The sequence below is a fragment of the Haloarcula sp. H-hyl6 genome, assembly GCF_056934455.1.
This window is the reverse complement of record NZ_JBRIIK010000001.1, coordinates 368,064-381,357: the sequence shown is the minus strand read 5'-3', so window position 1 is coordinate 381,357 and position 13,294 is coordinate 368,064. Positions and strand designations below refer to the sequence as shown.

At 67.7% G+C, this 13,294-nt stretch carries 17 protein-coding genes; 6 read left to right on the top strand and 11 right to left on the bottom strand.

The annotated features are described in order from the left end of the window. Positions 1–2 precede the first annotated feature (2 nt). The 4 genes from Hhyl6_RS01895 to Hhyl6_RS01880 all read left to right on the top strand — a co-directional run bounded on the left by Hhyl6_RS01895 (position 3) and on the right by Hhyl6_RS01880 (position 3,979). Positions 3–905, top strand: coding sequence for a DNA-3-methyladenine glycosylase family protein (locus tag Hhyl6_RS01895; RefSeq protein ID WP_483737528.1), 903 nt, complete (start codon positions 3–5; stop codon positions 903–905). Between the two features lie 120 nt (positions 906–1,025). After that, positions 1,026–1,301 carry an acylphosphatase gene (locus Hhyl6_RS01890; RefSeq protein WP_483737527.1) on the top strand — a complete coding sequence of 92 codons (276 nt, stop codon included), beginning with the start codon at positions 1,026–1,028 and terminating at the stop codon, positions 1,299–1,301. Between the two features lie 141 nt (positions 1,302–1,442). Next, entirely contained in the window at positions 1,443–2,885 is a 1,443-nt protein-coding gene (locus tag Hhyl6_RS01885; protein WP_483737526.1) for an NAD(P)H-hydrate dehydratase, read from the top strand. 122 nt (positions 2,886–3,007) lie between these two features. Further along, a complete protein-coding gene (locus tag Hhyl6_RS01880) occupies positions 3,008–3,979 on the top strand; it encodes a dienelactone hydrolase family protein (RefSeq protein WP_483737525.1) in 972 nt (323 codons plus the stop codon). Here Hhyl6_RS01880 and hflX read toward each other — a convergent pair. Next, positions 3,971–5,281, bottom strand: a complete 1,311-nt coding sequence (hflX, locus tag Hhyl6_RS01875; RefSeq protein WP_483737524.1) for a GTPase HflX — start codon at positions 5,279–5,281, stop codon at positions 3,971–3,973. The two genes, Hhyl6_RS01880 and hflX, sit on opposite strands and share 9 nt — an antisense overlap. 113 nt (positions 5,282–5,394) lie before the next feature. Between hflX and Hhyl6_RS01870 the strand changes: the two genes are divergently transcribed. Beyond that, complete coding sequence (locus tag Hhyl6_RS01870; protein ID WP_483737523.1) at positions 5,395–5,742, top strand: FUN14 domain-containing protein; 348 nt, start codon at positions 5,395–5,397, stop codon at positions 5,740–5,742. Positions 5,743–5,776: 34 nt separating this feature from the next. On the opposite strand, the gene Hhyl6_RS01865 is transcribed toward Hhyl6_RS01870, so the two are convergent. From Hhyl6_RS01865 to Hhyl6_RS01835, 7 genes are all read right to left on the bottom strand, one after another. Next, positions 5,777–6,505 carry a ribosome assembly factor SBDS gene (locus Hhyl6_RS01865; protein WP_483737522.1) on the bottom strand — a complete coding sequence of 243 codons (729 nt, stop codon included), beginning with the start codon at positions 6,503–6,505 and terminating at the stop codon, positions 5,777–5,779. A gap of 103 nt (positions 6,506–6,608) precedes the next feature. Beyond that, complete coding sequence (gene psmA, locus Hhyl6_RS01860) at positions 6,609–7,382, bottom strand: archaeal proteasome endopeptidase complex subunit alpha (RefSeq protein WP_483737521.1); 774 nt, start codon at positions 7,380–7,382, stop codon at positions 6,609–6,611. 2 nt (positions 7,383–7,384) lie between these two features. Beyond that, positions 7,385–7,864 (bottom strand): Rpp14/Pop5 family protein, encoded by a 480-nt coding sequence (locus Hhyl6_RS01855; protein ID WP_483737520.1) that lies wholly within the window; start codon positions 7,862–7,864, stop codon positions 7,385–7,387. A gap of 80 nt (positions 7,865–7,944) precedes the next feature. Further along, positions 7,945–8,364 (bottom strand): hypothetical protein, encoded by a 420-nt coding sequence (locus Hhyl6_RS01850; RefSeq protein ID WP_483737519.1) that lies wholly within the window; start codon positions 8,362–8,364, stop codon positions 7,945–7,947. Positions 8,365–8,424: 60 nt separating this feature from the next. Further along, entirely contained in the window at positions 8,425–9,123 is a 699-nt protein-coding gene (locus tag Hhyl6_RS01845; protein WP_483737518.1) for an RNase P subunit p30 family protein, read from the bottom strand. Further along, positions 9,123–9,548: an RNA-binding protein gene (locus tag Hhyl6_RS01840; protein ID WP_483737517.1), complete on the bottom strand. Its 426-nt coding sequence runs from the start codon at positions 9,546–9,548 to the stop codon at positions 9,123–9,125. The genes Hhyl6_RS01845 and Hhyl6_RS01840 overlap by 1 nt, the downstream gene beginning before the upstream one ends. A gap of 6 nt (positions 9,549–9,554) precedes the next feature. Further along, a complete protein-coding gene (locus Hhyl6_RS01835) occupies positions 9,555–9,737 on the bottom strand; it encodes a DUF1918 domain-containing protein (protein ID WP_483737516.1) in 183 nt (60 codons plus the stop codon). 210 nt (positions 9,738–9,947) lie between these two features. Between Hhyl6_RS01835 and Hhyl6_RS01830 the strand changes: the two genes are divergently transcribed. Next, the gene (locus tag Hhyl6_RS01830; protein ID WP_483737515.1) at positions 9,948–10,508 is read left to right on the top strand and encodes an NUDIX hydrolase; all 561 of its coding nucleotides are present in this window, start codon (positions 9,948–9,950) and stop codon (positions 10,506–10,508) included. Between the two features lie 42 nt (positions 10,509–10,550). On the opposite strand, the gene Hhyl6_RS01825 is transcribed toward Hhyl6_RS01830, so the two are convergent. The 3 genes from Hhyl6_RS01825 to thiC form a co-directional block, all read right to left on the bottom strand. Next, complete coding sequence (locus tag Hhyl6_RS01825; protein ID WP_483737514.1) at positions 10,551–10,796, bottom strand: hypothetical protein; 246 nt, start codon at positions 10,794–10,796, stop codon at positions 10,551–10,553. A 52-nt stretch (positions 10,797–10,848) separates the two neighbouring features. Continuing rightward, positions 10,849–11,673, bottom strand: coding sequence for an alpha-amylase family protein (locus tag Hhyl6_RS01820; RefSeq protein WP_483737513.1), 825 nt, complete (start codon positions 11,671–11,673; stop codon positions 10,849–10,851). Between the two features lie 192 nt (positions 11,674–11,865). Beyond that, positions 11,866–13,287: a phosphomethylpyrimidine synthase ThiC gene (gene thiC, locus Hhyl6_RS01815; RefSeq protein WP_483737512.1), complete on the bottom strand. Its 1,422-nt coding sequence runs from the start codon at positions 13,285–13,287 to the stop codon at positions 11,866–11,868. Positions 13,288–13,294: the final 7 nt, after the last annotated feature.

Here is a 13,294-nt window from a genome sequence, read left to right as displayed (position 1 = left end):
CGATGGAATGCGGACGCATCGACGTCGGCGCGCTCTCCGGGGGCATCGACCTGCAAGCGACCGTCGAGAGCGGCCAGTCCTACCTCTGGGACCGCGAGGACGGGGCGATGTACGAGCGGGCGGCCGCGAGCGGCGGCGACGCGTGGTACTGGACGACGGTCCGCGTCGACGGCGACCCCGAAGTCGTCCGCGTGCGCCAGACCGACGGGGAACTCGTCTGGGAGTCCTCGATGGACGCCGAGTCGCGCCTCCGGACCCTGTTGGGGTTGGACGACGACCTCCCGGCGATTCGGGCGACGGCCCCGGCCGACGACATCGTCGACGACGCCTACGACGCCTATTGGGGGATGCGCATCGTCCGCGACCCCGCCTTCCCCACGCTCGTCTCCTTCATCTGCTCGGCCCAGATGCGGGTCGGGCGCATCCACGGGATGCAACAGTCCCTTCGGCGGGCGTTCGGCGAGACGGTCACGTTCGACGGGCGCACCTACCACGCCTTCCCGACGCCGTCGGCGCTGGCCGCCGCGAGCGAGGCCGAGTTGCGGGACCTGAACCTCGGCTATCGCGCGCCCTACGTCAAGCGCTCGGCGGAGATGGTCGCCGACGGTGAGGCCGACCCGACGGACGCGGCGGGCCTCCCCTACGAGGACGCCCGCGACGAACTGACCGAGTTCGTCGGCGTGGGCGACAAGGTGGCCGACTGCATCCTGCTGTTCTCGCTGGGGTATCTGGAGGCCGTGCCGCTCGACACGTGGATTCGGACGACAATCGAGGAGTACTACCCCGAGTGCGAGCGTGGCAACTACGCGGACACCTCGCGGGCGATTCGGGAGACGCTGGGCGGCGAGTACGCCGGCTACACCCAGACGTACCTCTTTCACTACCTCCGGTCGGGCGGCGAGTGAGACGCCTCGAAGCGGGCTACTCCCACGCGATTCGAGTTCGTAGTCGCCGGTCCGCCGAGAACGAGGGCGGTGTCGAACTCGGTGGACACAGTTTTGGTCGTCGCCGACGCACCCCCGCCCATGGCTCGCGAACGCGTGCACGTGTACGTCTCCGGCCGGGTCCAGGGAGTCTACTACAGGGCGACGACCCGCGATACGGCCCGTGAGAAGGGGGTCGACGGCTGGGTGAAGAACTTAGACGACGGGCGCGTCGAGGCCGTCTTCGAGGGGGACCCGGACGCCGTCGAGGCCATGGTCGAGTACTGTCACGAGGGGAGTACCCGCGCCAACGTCACCGACGTCGAGGTTCACGAGGAGGACCCGGAGGGGATGGAGGGGTTCGAGGTTCGCTGGTGACCGCCGCGACCCGACAGACGCGACATCGCCGTGTCGGCGGTCGACTCTGGGCGCGCTTCGGCACTCGCCGCCTCCACACACGTCCGCCGCGCCTCGAATCTCACCCGTAGCGTTACCACGGAGGGAGCCGAACCCTCGCCCATGCTCACTGGCTCAGAGATGGGCGTCGTCGACGAGAACGCGGCGGCGCTGGGCGTGCCGCGCAAGCAGTTGATGGAGTCTTCGGGCAACGCCGTCGCGCGGGCGGTACGAGAGCACGCCGACCCCGGTTCGGCCGTCACTATCGTCGCTGGCCGTGGGAACAACGGCGGTGACGCCCTCGTCGCCGCCCGCTTCCTCGACGACTACGACCTCCGAGTCCTCTTGCTCGGTCGGCCCGAGACCATCACGACCGACATCTCGCGGGAGAACTGGGACGCCCTCCAGTCCGCCGAGTACCCGACCGAACAGGTTCGCGACGCCTCGCAGTTCGACCTCGACGACCCGGCCCTCGTGGTGGACGCGATGCTCGGGACCGGAATCAGCGGGGCGCTCCGCGAACCCGAAGCCACCGCCGCGGCGGCGACGAACGGGAGCGACGCGACGGTCCTCTCGGTGGACGTGCCTTCGGGCCTCGACGCCGAGGACGGCAGCCTCGCCGACAACGCCGTCGAGGCCGACCACGTCGTCACGTTCCACGACACGAAACCGGGTCTCTCGGCCCTCGACGCGACGGTCACCGTCGCGGACATCGGTATCCCCGACGCGGCCGAACTGTTCGTCGAACGGGGCGACCTGACGCGACTGACGCGCGACCCGTCCAGCCACAAGGGCGACAACGGGGAGGTACTCGTCGTCGGCGGCGGTCCCTACACCGGCGCGCCCGCGCTGTCGGCACAGGCCGCGCTCCGGGGCGGCGCCGACCTCGTTCGGGTCGCCGCCCCCGAGTCTGTCGCCCGCGAGATACAGGGGTACTCCGAGAACCTCATCCTCCGGGAGTACGAGGGCGAGCAACTCGCCCCCGGTCACGTCGACTGGCTGACCGACCTCGCCAGCGGCCACGATACGCTCGTCCTCGGGCCGGGACTGGGCGACGCCGACGAGACGCTGGCGGCCGTCGGCGACCTCCTCGAGCGGTTCGACGGCACGGCCGTCGTCGACGCGGACGCCCTCTCGGTGGTCCCGGACGTCGACACCGACGCCGACCTCGTCTGTACTCCCCATCAGGGCGAACTCCGGAAGATGGGCGGCGAGACGAGCGACGACTGGCGCGAGCGCGCCGACCTCGTCGAAGAGTTCGCGGCCGATATTGGCCACACGCTCCTCGTGAAGGGTCCCTACGACGTGATTTCCGACGGCGAACGAACCCGTGTCAACCGAACCGGCAACCCCGGGATGACCGTCGGCGGTACCGGCGACGTACTGGCAGGGGTCACCGGCGCGCTGGCGTGCGTGCAGGAACCGCGCCACGCGGCGAGCATCGCGGCCTACGCCGTCGGCGGAGCTGGCGATGCGGTCGTCGAAGACCAGGGGTACGGTCTGGTCGCGACGGACCTCCTCGACGCGGTGCCACCGGCGCTGTGGGCGGGCGACGCCGACGACTGACGGCAGTTTCGATTCCTGGGCCAACAGTGTAGGGTCGCTCGCCCCTGTGTCTCGCGGCGCGAATCTATCTGCGAGACAACTAGTAACAACCGATTTACACGAACTCCCCTTCTGGGTAGACCATGCGCTCCAGTTCGCTCGCGGTAGTGGTCGCCCTGCTTGTCGTCCTGAGCGGTTGTGCCGGCCTCTCTCAGAGTGGTGGGCAGACACCGACAGAGACGGGAACGCCCACCGAGACAGACACGCCGACGCCACGGACGACCACTGCCGAGGCGTCCTACACCCAGACGCCACACGTGGGCTGTCAGCCGGGTGCCATCGAGAAGAACGGCACCTGTCGAGCGGTCACGTCGGGGTCGAACGCCGAGATATTCGGCGCCGAGAACCTCTCGGCCATCACGTCGCGGAACACGACGATAGACGGGACGCCGGGGTATCTGGCTCGACCGGCCGACAACGGCACCTACCCCGCCGTCGTCATGATTCACGAGTGGTGGGGTCTCAACGAGAACATCAGGCACATGGCCGACATCCTCGCCGGCCACGGCTACGTCGTCTTCGCCGTCGACCTGTACGACGGTCGGGTGGCGACCAACTCCTCGTACGCCGCCCAACTGTCTGGCGAAGTGCGAGACAACCCAGACGAGGCCGTAGCGAAGATGAGTCGTGCTACCACCGGCCTCCGGAACCGCTCCGACACGACGGACCGCGTCGCCAGCCTCGGGTGGTGCTTCGGCGGCGGGCAGAGCCTGCAACTGAGTCTGAGCGACGCGGACCTGAACGCGACGGTCATCTACTACGGGACGCTCACGACGAACGAGACGACGCTCCAGCGCATCGACGGGCCGGTGCTGGGCATCTTCGGGTCCGAGGACCGAGTCGTCGGCATCGAGAACGTCCGCGCGTTCGACCGAACGCTGGCCGACCTCGGCGTCGAGCGGGAGATTTACGTCTACGAGGGCGCGAACCACGCCTTTGCGAACCCGAGCGGCGAGCGCTTCGACCCCGACGCGACGAGAGACGCGTGGTCGAAGACGCTGCGCTTCCTCGACGAGCACCTCCGCGAGAACGGCCGCAACGCGACGTCAGGCTGACGCGCCGACGAGGTCCCCGGCCTTGGCGCGCGACTGCTCGACGATTGCCGGCCGGGCCTCGAACTCGATGACCACCTCGTCGCCGTAGTCCACGTCTTCGACGTGGGCGTGGTCGTGAATCCACGAGACGACGCTCATCGTCTCCTCCGTCATGGGGAGGACGAGGCGCTCGCGTTCGTAGTCGGGGAGTTCCTCGTCGATGCGGGCCGCGAGGTCGTCGATGTTCAGCCCCTCTTTCGCGCTGACGGCCACGGGATGGGGCGCGAGTTTCGAGAGCGCCGCCCGCTTGCGCTCGACCTCCTCGTCGGGGACGGTGTCGGTCTTGTTCAGCACCGTGACGATGGGCGCTTCGTTGCGCTCGTAGAGGGTGTCGTGACTCGTCACGAGTTTCTCGCGTATCTCCTCGACGGACTCGGAGACGTCCACGACGAGCAACACGAGGTCCGCGCGGTACACCGAGTCCAGCGTGGACTTGAACGACTCGACCAGCCAGTGTGGGAGGTTCTGGATGAAGCCGACGGTGTCGGTGACCAGCACCTCTCGCTTGCCCACCGCGGCACGCCGTGTCGTGGTCCCGAGCGTCGTGAACAGGCGGTCCTCGCTCTCGGCGGTCGTATCGAGGTCCGGGTGGAGGTCGTCGTTCTCGTCGACCTCCAAGTCGTCGGCCATACGTCGGAGGAGGGTCGACTTACCGGCGTTCGTGTAGCCCGCCAGCGCCACGAGGTCGAACCCGGACTCCCGGCGCTGCTCGCGCCGGTGTTGCTCGGTCTCCTCGATGGACTCGAGTTCGTCCCGGATGTTGGCAATCTGCTTTTTGATGTCCTCCTCGCGGCTCTCGTCGTACTCGCCGAGGCCCATGAACCCGGGGCGCTCGTCGCGCTTGGCGAGGCTGGCTTTGGCTTCGGCCCGCGGCAGTTCGTAGCGCAGTTCGGCGAGTTCGACCTGTAACTGCGCCTTGCGTGTCTGGGCACGCTGGCCGAATATCTCCAGAATGAGGCGGAACCGGTCGATGACCTTTACGCCTTCCGGGAGTTCGTTCCCGATGTTGTACGTCTGGTACGGACCCAACTGGTTGTCGAAGATGACCGCCGTCGCCCCCTCGCGGGCGACGGTGTTGGCCAGTCGCGTCACCTTCCCCTCACCGAGGTGGTAGGCGGGGTCTTCGGTCCGCGTCTGGGTTATCTCGCCGACGACGGCGTAGCCCGCCGACCGCGCGAGGTCACGAATCTCCTCGGTATCGGCCGTGCCGCTGTCGACTCGTTTCGCGACAACTGCTCGGTCCGTCGTGTGTGTCGCCGTCACTCGGCGGATACTACGCCGTCCGATTATTTAATCTGCGGGGTGGCTACGCAGTAGTGGCAGACGGCGCCGCCGTTAGCACAAAGGATATAAAATACGACAGTCAGGTATGCTGTATGGTAGAGTTTGCACTGCAGATGGACGGTTTCGGCCTCCAGCAGATGGGACTGGAGTTCGGGGCCGGCGGCCTCATCGGCGGCATCATCGGGTTCGCCGCGAAGAAGGTCGCGAAACTCATCGCGGTCATCGTCGGCCTCGAACTGGCGCTGTTCAAGTTCCTCGAGACGAGGGGGATTCTGGAGGTCAACTGGCAGGCCATCGGCGGGGCCGCACAGAACGCGACCAGTGGCGCTACCGAAGCGGCGGCGGGTCAGCCCCCGTCGTGGCTGATGTCGATACTGGCCGCCCTCCCGGTCAGCGCTGGATTCACCGGCGGCTTCCTCGTCGGCTTCAAGAAGGGATAACTCGAAAACGGGCCGTTCCCGGAGACGACGCCCGCTACCCGCGGGTGTTGATGTCGTCTTCGTCCTTGATGATTCGCGTCTCTGCCTCGCCGCTGGTGTTCTCGTTGACGAGGTCGTAGAAGTCGTTCTGCATCCCGGCCGGGAACGTAAGGACCCCGACCCACGACCCGTCGGCCTGCCACTCCTCGCGTTCGAGGTCGCCGAACTGCCGAATCTTCGCCTGTGCGCTCCCCGCGTACTCGGCGGGCACCTGCACGGCGACGGTCACCTCGTCGAACCGGATAGGGATGACCGGTCGCAGGGCGTCGAGTGCGTCGTCGACCTGCGTCTCGACGGGTTCCATCGGGTCGACGCGGAAGTCAGTCTCCTCCAGCGCCGACTCGATGCGCTCGGGCGGGTGCGGCGCGTCGTCCATCTGTGGGTTGACCGCGTTCCGGGTGATGCGCTGGACGAGTTGCTTGTGTTTCTGTTCCTGCATCTCCCGGCGCTGCTCGGCCGTAATCTGTATCTCACCGCGCTCGATGACCTCCGGGATAATCTCCATCGGGTCGGTGGTGTCGAACACCTCTTTCAGACTCTCCTCCGGCGGCCGGTCGCCGCGTGAGGCGTCCTCGAAGACGTCCTCGGCGGCGATGACGTCCTCTAACTCGCCGTCGAACTCGCCGCGTTTGATGGCGAGAGCGGCGTCGGGGTCGACCAGTACCTCGAACCGCTGTCCGTGGGTCTCGAGGCGCGCCGTCACCGCCTCGTCAAGCGATATCATACCTGTCGGTAGCGGTGGGTCGGTTAAAGGCCTTACTGCGTGGGGCGCTCACAGAGCGGCCGACGCTACGGCAGGCGGCCAGAAAGCGCGTCTGGTCGGCGCGTCACTCCTCGTCTTCGGGTTCGTCGTCAGACGCCTCCTCCTCGTCTGCGAGCAGGTCTGCCTCGGCGAGATGTTCGGCTTTCTCCTCGTCGGAGAGTTCGCGGAACTGCTCGGTTTCGACGTCGATGACGGCGATGCCGATGCCCTCCGGGGCGAGTTCGTCGTCGTTGACCGACGCGAGCGCGGCCAGCGCGAGGTCGACGCCGGCGTCCAGGTCCATCTCCTCGTCGTAGTGTGATTCGAGGTAGTCCCGGATGTCGCCTCGGTCGGCGCCGACGGCCAGCGCCTTCCACTCGTAGGGCGTCCCCGAGGGGTCGGTCTCGTACAGGCGGGGTTCGCCGTCGGCGATACCGGCGATGATGAGGGCGACGCCGAACGGTCGGGCCCCGCCGACCTGCGTGTACTGCTGGATGTAGTCCGTAATCTCCTTCGTGAGCGTCTCGACGCCTACTGGCTCGCCGTACCGTAGCTGGTTGACCTGCGCCTGCCGGCGGGCGAAGTCTATGAGCTGTCGCGCGTCGGCGACGTGGCCGGCCGAGGCGATGCCGATGTGGTCGTCGGCTTTGTGAATCTTCTCGACCGAGGACCGCTCCATCAGCGGCGAGCGGATGCGCTTGTCGACGGCGAGGACCACGCCGTCCTTCGTTCGGATGCCGATGCTTGCCGTCCCCCGCTTGACCGCTTCGCGGGCGTACTCTACCTGATAGAGACGTCCGTCCGGAGAGAAGATAGTAATCCCGCGGTCGTACGCCTGCTGTTGGTTTTGTCCCTGCATAGTTATCGGAAATCGAGGTCTGTCGCGCCCACGAACGAATCGTCGGTGCGCACGTCGACTCGCTGGTCGCGGGCGACGGCGCGCCTGTCGGCGTTCTGGAACACGACGTGTCTCTGTTCGGATGGTTCCGCCGGGCGGCGTATATATTTTTCTTCACAGGCACGCACGGTCCCGCTCGTGCCCGTCACGCGCAGGCCGACGGGGTGGCCGTCGACGTCGTCGATACAGGCCAGCGCGGCCCGCGCCGCGTCGGTGTGGCCCCGTCGCACTCGGACGACCGCGTGACCCTGCCCGTCCTCGTGGTGGAACCGGAGGACCGTCGCGTCGGCGTCGGCGCTCCCGGTGTCGCCGAGCAGGTTCTGCGTGGCGTACCACACGTCGCGCTGGAAGCCACGCCGGTCGAAGGTCGCGTCCGGCCACGTCTCGATGGCTACCGCGAGATAGCGCCACCGCGGCTGGAGATGCTTGGGGAGGTGTTTCATCGAACCCCCTCCGTCAGAGACTGGCCCATACCGACCGTTGGCGTGGCCGGGTGAAGAACGGTCCGGTGTCCGGACGCCCCTCAGCGGAGCGTCGACCCGAACCGACTGGCGCTGTCTACCGATTCGACGTCCGGTTCTTCGACCCGTTCGACAGGGTTCCGGACGGCCAGATACCCGCTCGCAAGAACCACTCCGACCGTCTCGGCGGCGACTATCGGGTCGGGTGCGAGCACCGCGGGGACGCTGAGGCCGGCGAGGACGACGAACACGACGAGCGCGGCGTACCGCGCCCAGACGGCCCCGTCCACGAACCCGCCGGCGACGACGGCCAGCAAGGTGCCACACGCCGCCGACAGGGGGACGGACCCGGCGACGAGCATCGAACTGTTCACCGACGTCGCTATCACCGCCAGCGCACCCCCGAGCAGGTATTCCGTGCCGACGACGCCCGCGAGCGACGCGAGTACCAGTGCCCCGAACTTCGGACGCGTCTCGGTCATGTCACCAGCCTCTACCGACCTGTAAATAAATCCACCAGACGGTTCAATCAACCGACGGCGTCACTCGTCCTCGTCGTCGAGGCGGACGCCGGGCTCGACGAAGGAATCGTCGGTCAGCCGCCGGTTTCGCTCGGCGAGAGCGCCCCACTCGGCCAGTCCGTCCCGTATCTGCTCGGCACTGAAGCCGACCGTCTCGCCCACCGCGACGAGTTCGCGGGGGGCGCGGAGTTCGAGGTGATTCCGGGGGTCCGCGGAGACGACGTAGGGGGTGCCAGCGTCCGCGACGAGTTCCCGGAGTTTCCGGAGGTCCTGCACCGCTCTGACGCGACTCCCCCCGGTGTCTCGCAGGACCGACCGGAACGAGAACTCGACGCGGACGCCGTTGTCGGCGGCGGCGTTGGCGAGGACGTGGTTGAAGTCCCCGTCGCTCCGCATCGGGTGTGCGAGGACGTCCACCGCCGGGTTCTCGACGGCGAACCGGTTGATAGCGTGGTCGCCGCCGTGGACGACCACTAGCGTCCGCTTCGAGCGGTGGTTCCCGACGAGGCCGCTGGCCTGCGAGGGGGCGTCGGCGCGCACTTCCACCCCGTCCACCACGTCGACGCCGTACTCCTCGGCGACGGCGTCGGCGTCGTAGTCGGCGGGCCGGTCGCCGTGGTTGCGGACGACGACGCCGTCGAAGCCGTACTCGGCGGCCGTCAGCGCGTGTCTGGCGACGGTGCTGTCGCCGTCGGGGTGCGCGTGGACGGCCTCGTACATCAGAGTTCGTCCAGCAGTTCGCGGGCGTTCGCGACCGCCTTCTCCCGCTTTGCGGGGTAGGCCTCCACTTTCGCCCGCAACGTGATGCCGTCGCCCCGACGGACGTCACCGCCGAAGGCGACCTGCTTGTCGAACGTGAGGAAGAACGAGCAGTTGTCGTCGACCCTGTCGTCGAGTTCCGCACGCACCGCGTCGATGTCGTCGAGCGTCGCCACCTGCGAGAGGACGTGGCGCACGTCGTCGGCGTTCTCGACGCGCGCAGAGAGGACGACGATGCGGTCGCCGTAGTGCCCCTCGCTCTCCGCACGCTCTATCTCCCAGTCGTCAGGGAGGAACGTCCGCAGGGCTTGCTCGACGCGTTTCTCGTCCTCCGTGGCGTAACAGAACGTCCGGAGGTCGACGTAGTGGAACGGCACCGACGACATCCGGGCCTACTCCTCGACGGCTTCGAGGTTGTCCTCGGGGACGCCCTGTTCCTGCCCGTCCTCGAAGGAGACGGTGTAGTTGGCGTCGCCGAACATCGTCTCGACCACCTGCGTGATGGTCCCCTCTTGCCCGTCGTAGTCGCTGTGCTCGTCGTGGAGAATGACGCTGTCGTCTTCTTCGAATGCCATGCCCGGCGGTACTCGATGACCGCTCAAAAAGGGACTGATTCGACCCGAGGCACGTCGTCCGCCCGGAACGCCGCCGGTGACCGACCCCGCTCGCTCGGGTGTCGAAGACTTATAGTGATTCTCACGCGTACCCGTCGGCATGACCGGTTCGTCTTCGCCTCTCCAGTCGCTGTCGGCGCGCGGTAGCCACGACCCGCCCGGACGCCACAGATGACCACCGTCGACGACCTGTGGTATCTCGCCGACGTCGCCAGCCAACAGGCCGAGCAGACCTACCACGACCTGACCGAGCGACACGACGGGTTCGTGGAGTTCACCCGCCGGCGGCGCGTTCCACGCCCGCGGTTCCGGAGCGTCGCCGAGGACGCCCGAGACCACGGGGCCCCCTTCGGGGCGCACACCCTCGCCTACCGCCCGTCGGGCGAACTCCTGTTGGTCCGTCACGAGGGCGTCGACAAGTGGGTCCTCCCGGGCGGCGAACTCGACGGCGACGAGTCCTTCCGCGAGGCGGCGCTCCGCGAACTCGGCGAGGAGGGCGGCATCGAGGCCACCCTCGGGGGCCTCGGGATGTTGGGCCGCGTCGAGTTCTACTGCGACGGCAACAGCACGTGGGGTCTGCTCCCGGTGTACGAGGCCCGGGCCGAGACCACGACGCCCTCCGTCGAGGACCCGGACCACGAGATAAGCGCGGCCCGGTGGTTCCGGGAGTTACCCGAGGACACGCGGGACCGCGAGGAGATTCTGCGCTGGCGCGAGCGGCGATTCGACTGACGAGTCGGCAGACAGAAGAAACCGACCGTCGGCGGGCCGGAGTTACGCCTCGGCCTGGTCCTCGGCCGCGCCGGACTTCCGCTTCTGGGGGACTCTCGACTTCGCCTTCTCGACCATCGGGGCGGCCGTCGCCCACTTCTCGCCGACGACAGCGCCGGCGAAGGCACCGATGCCCGCGGCCGTACTCGCGGCGCTCCGACTGAGTAATCCGCCGACTGCGCCGCCGACTGCGCCGCCGATGGCGGCGTACTTTGCGCGACTGACGGCCCGTTTGAGTCTGGCTTTCATACCTGACCCGACGCGCGTCGGACGGAAAAAAGCATCCGCCGCCTACCGTCGGTCATTCGGGACCGAACGACTGCCCCTCGCGGGCGTCGGCGTCGAGACGACGGACCGTCGCGCGGGCGTTGCTCGCGTCGTAGCCGAACAGCACCGAGTGGCCGTACTCGGCGGCCACTTCGACGGCCTTCGAGAGGTCGTCGATGTCGACGTCGACGGCGTACAGTTCGACGCTGAACCGGGTGTCGAGTCGGTCCGCGAACCCCTTGGCGAGAATCTCCAGCCAGTAGGTCGTCGAGTAGGCCATGTCGTAGATGGGGACGACGAACTCGTCGACGAACTCGTCGACGGCGTCCACGTCGACGCCGGTGCGGGACTCGAGGTGCCCGGGATAGGGGTCGGGGTAGAGCGTGAGGTAGAGGTCCCCGGGGACCCGTTCGCGCGCGTCGGCGACGAAGGAGGTGATGACGTCGGTCCGCCACGCCGCCCAGTCCTCGTACTCGCTCTCGGCGAACTTCGTTTCACAGCGGTCGCAGTGGCAGTACTCGTCGCGGGGGAACCCCACGTCGTCCAGACGCACGTCCTCGTTGACGCCGGCGGCTTCCTCGATGATGTCCAGTAGCCCCTCCCGGTAGCGCTCGTGGGTCGGGCAGACGTACGTCCAGTCGAAGTACGGTTCGTTGCGGGTGGCGGCGGTGCCCTCCTCGTCGAACGCCAGTAGCTCTTCCTCGCTCTCGACGGCGTTGTCGCCGAAACACGACACCATGTTCACCGCGTCGGCGATTGGTTCGACGGCCCGACCGGTGACGTCCTTGACTTCGTAGAACGCCCGGTCGAACTCCGACCACCGGGTCTCCTCCTCGTTGCGCGTGACGACGCCGTACATGCGCGGCCGTAGGTCGGTAGGCCGGGTAAGGGTTCTGAAAAGGGTGGTTGTGGGCTGTACCGCTGGGGCCCCGGCTTACTTCTTGGCGAAGTAGACCAGTGCGAGGGCGACGATTGCGACGACGGCGAGTACCTTCTTCGACATCGTTACGTGGTACGTAGCAGGCTCATAAAGAACTATCGACGCCTCCGGTCAGTCGTCGTCAGCGAGGGTCTCGGCCACGTCGACCGGTGCCCCCTCGTGGGTCCCGACCGGCGGTCGATTCACCTCGGCGGCGAGGGCCGCTGACACGTCGGTCCGGGACCCCTCGTCGGCCTCGATGGTCTCCATCGCGCCCTCCGCTCTGGCGTCTCGGTCGATGCGCATCGAACAGAAGTCGACGCCGCACATCGAGCAGAATCGGGCGTCCTTGTAGTTGTCGCCGGGGAGCGTCTGGTCGTGGTACTCGCGGGCCCGGTCGGGGTCGAGGGCCAGTTCGAACTGCTCGCGCCAGTCGAAGGCGTAGCGCGCCTCCGAGAGGGCGTCGTCCCAGTCCCGGGCCCCCTCCCGCCCGTTCGCCACGTCGGCGGCGTGGGCGGCGATGCGGTAGGCCGCGAGTCCCTCGCGCACGTCCTCGCGCTCGGGGAGGCCCAGATGCTCCTTGGGCGTGACGTAACACAGCATCGCCGCGCCGGCCCGGGCCGCCTCGGTGGCCCCGATGGAGCTCGTGATGTGGTCGTAGCCCGGCGCGACGTCCGTCACCAGCGGTCCCAGCACGTAGAACGGCGCGCCGTCACAGACCTCCTGTTGGCGCTCGACCTGTCCGGCAATCTGGTCCATCGGGACGTGACCCGGGCCTTCGACCATCACCTGCACGTCGTGGTCCCACGCCGTCCGCGTGAGTTCCCCGAGCGTGTCCAGTTCCGCGAACTGCGCGTCGTCGCCGGCGTCGGCCAGACACCCCGGGCGGAGGCCGTCGCCGAGGCTGAACGTCACGTCGTGTTCGCGGAAAACCTCGCAAATCTCCTCGAACTTCGCGTAGAGCGGGTTCTGCATCCCGTTGTCCTTCATCCACTGCGCGAGGATGGACCCGCCGCGGGAGACGATGCCCGTCTTCCGGCCGTCGGTCAGCGGCAGGTGCTCCATCAGAACGCCGGCGTGGATGGTCATGTAGTCGACGCCCTGTTCGGCCTGCTTCTCGACGACGTTCAAGAGCAGTTCGTGCGTGACGTCCGTCGCGTCGCCCGCGCGCTTGACGGCCTCGTAGATGGGGACGGTGCCGATAGGGACCGGGGAGTGCTCGACGTTCGCCTCGCGAATCGCGTCGAGGTCGGCCCCGGTCGAGAGGTCCATCACGGTGTCCGCGCCGTAGTGGACCGCGGTGTGGAGTTTCTCCAGTTCCCCTCGCAGGTCGCTCGTCTCCTCGCTGTTGCCGATGTTGGCGTTGACCTTCGTCCCGAACTCGCGGCCGATAATCGTCGGGTCGAGTGAGTCGTGACCGACGTTGGCCGGAATCACGGCCTGCCCGTCGGCCACCTGCTGTCGGACGAACTCTGGGTCGCAGTTCTCTCGCTCGGCGACGCGGTCCATCGCCGGCGTGACGATTCCCTGTCGTGCGGACGCCAGTTGCGTCATCGATAAC

Coding starts and splice junctions, on each gene's coding strand:
- Hhyl6_RS01895 (WP_483737528.1), top strand. CDS start 3: ATGGAATGCGGACGCATCGACGTCGGCGCGCTCTCCGGGGGCATCGAC.
- Hhyl6_RS01890 (WP_483737527.1), top strand. CDS start 1,026: ATGGCTCGCGAACGCGTGCACGTGTACGTCTCCGGCCGGGTCCAGGGA.
- Hhyl6_RS01885 (WP_483737526.1), top strand. CDS start 1,443: ATGCTCACTGGCTCAGAGATGGGCGTCGTCGACGAGAACGCGGCGGCG.
- Hhyl6_RS01880 (WP_483737525.1), top strand. CDS start 3,008: ATGCGCTCCAGTTCGCTCGCGGTAGTGGTCGCCCTGCTTGTCGTCCTG.
- Hhyl6_RS01870 (WP_483737523.1), top strand. CDS start 5,395: ATGGTAGAGTTTGCACTGCAGATGGACGGTTTCGGCCTCCAGCAGATG.
- Hhyl6_RS01865 (WP_483737522.1), bottom strand. CDS start 6,505: ATGATATCGCTTGACGAGGCGGTGACGGCGCGCCTCGAGACCCACGGA.
- psmA (WP_483737521.1), bottom strand. CDS start 7,382: ATGCAGGGACAAAACCAACAGCAGGCGTACGACCGCGGGATTACTATC.
- Hhyl6_RS01855 (WP_483737520.1), bottom strand. CDS start 7,864: ATGAAACACCTCCCCAAGCATCTCCAGCCGCGGTGGCGCTATCTCGCG.
- Hhyl6_RS01850 (WP_483737519.1), bottom strand. CDS start 8,364: ATGACCGAGACGCGTCCGAAGTTCGGGGCACTGGTACTCGCGTCGCTC.
- Hhyl6_RS01845 (WP_483737518.1), bottom strand. CDS start 9,123: ATGTACGAGGCCGTCCACGCGCACCCCGACGGCGACAGCACCGTCGCC.
- Hhyl6_RS01840 (WP_483737517.1), bottom strand. CDS start 9,548: ATGTCGTCGGTGCCGTTCCACTACGTCGACCTCCGGACGTTCTGTTAC.
- Hhyl6_RS01835 (WP_483737516.1), bottom strand. CDS start 9,737: ATGGCATTCGAAGAAGACGACAGCGTCATTCTCCACGACGAGCACAGC.
- Hhyl6_RS01830 (WP_483737515.1), top strand. CDS start 9,948: ATGACCACCGTCGACGACCTGTGGTATCTCGCCGACGTCGCCAGCCAA.
- Hhyl6_RS01825 (WP_483737514.1), bottom strand. CDS start 10,796: ATGAAAGCCAGACTCAAACGGGCCGTCAGTCGCGCAAAGTACGCCGCC.
- Hhyl6_RS01820 (WP_483737513.1), bottom strand. CDS start 11,673: ATGTACGGCGTCGTCACGCGCAACGAGGAGGAGACCCGGTGGTCGGAG.
- thiC (WP_483737512.1), bottom strand. CDS start 13,287: ATGACGCAACTGGCGTCCGCACGACAGGGAATCGTCACGCCGGCGATG.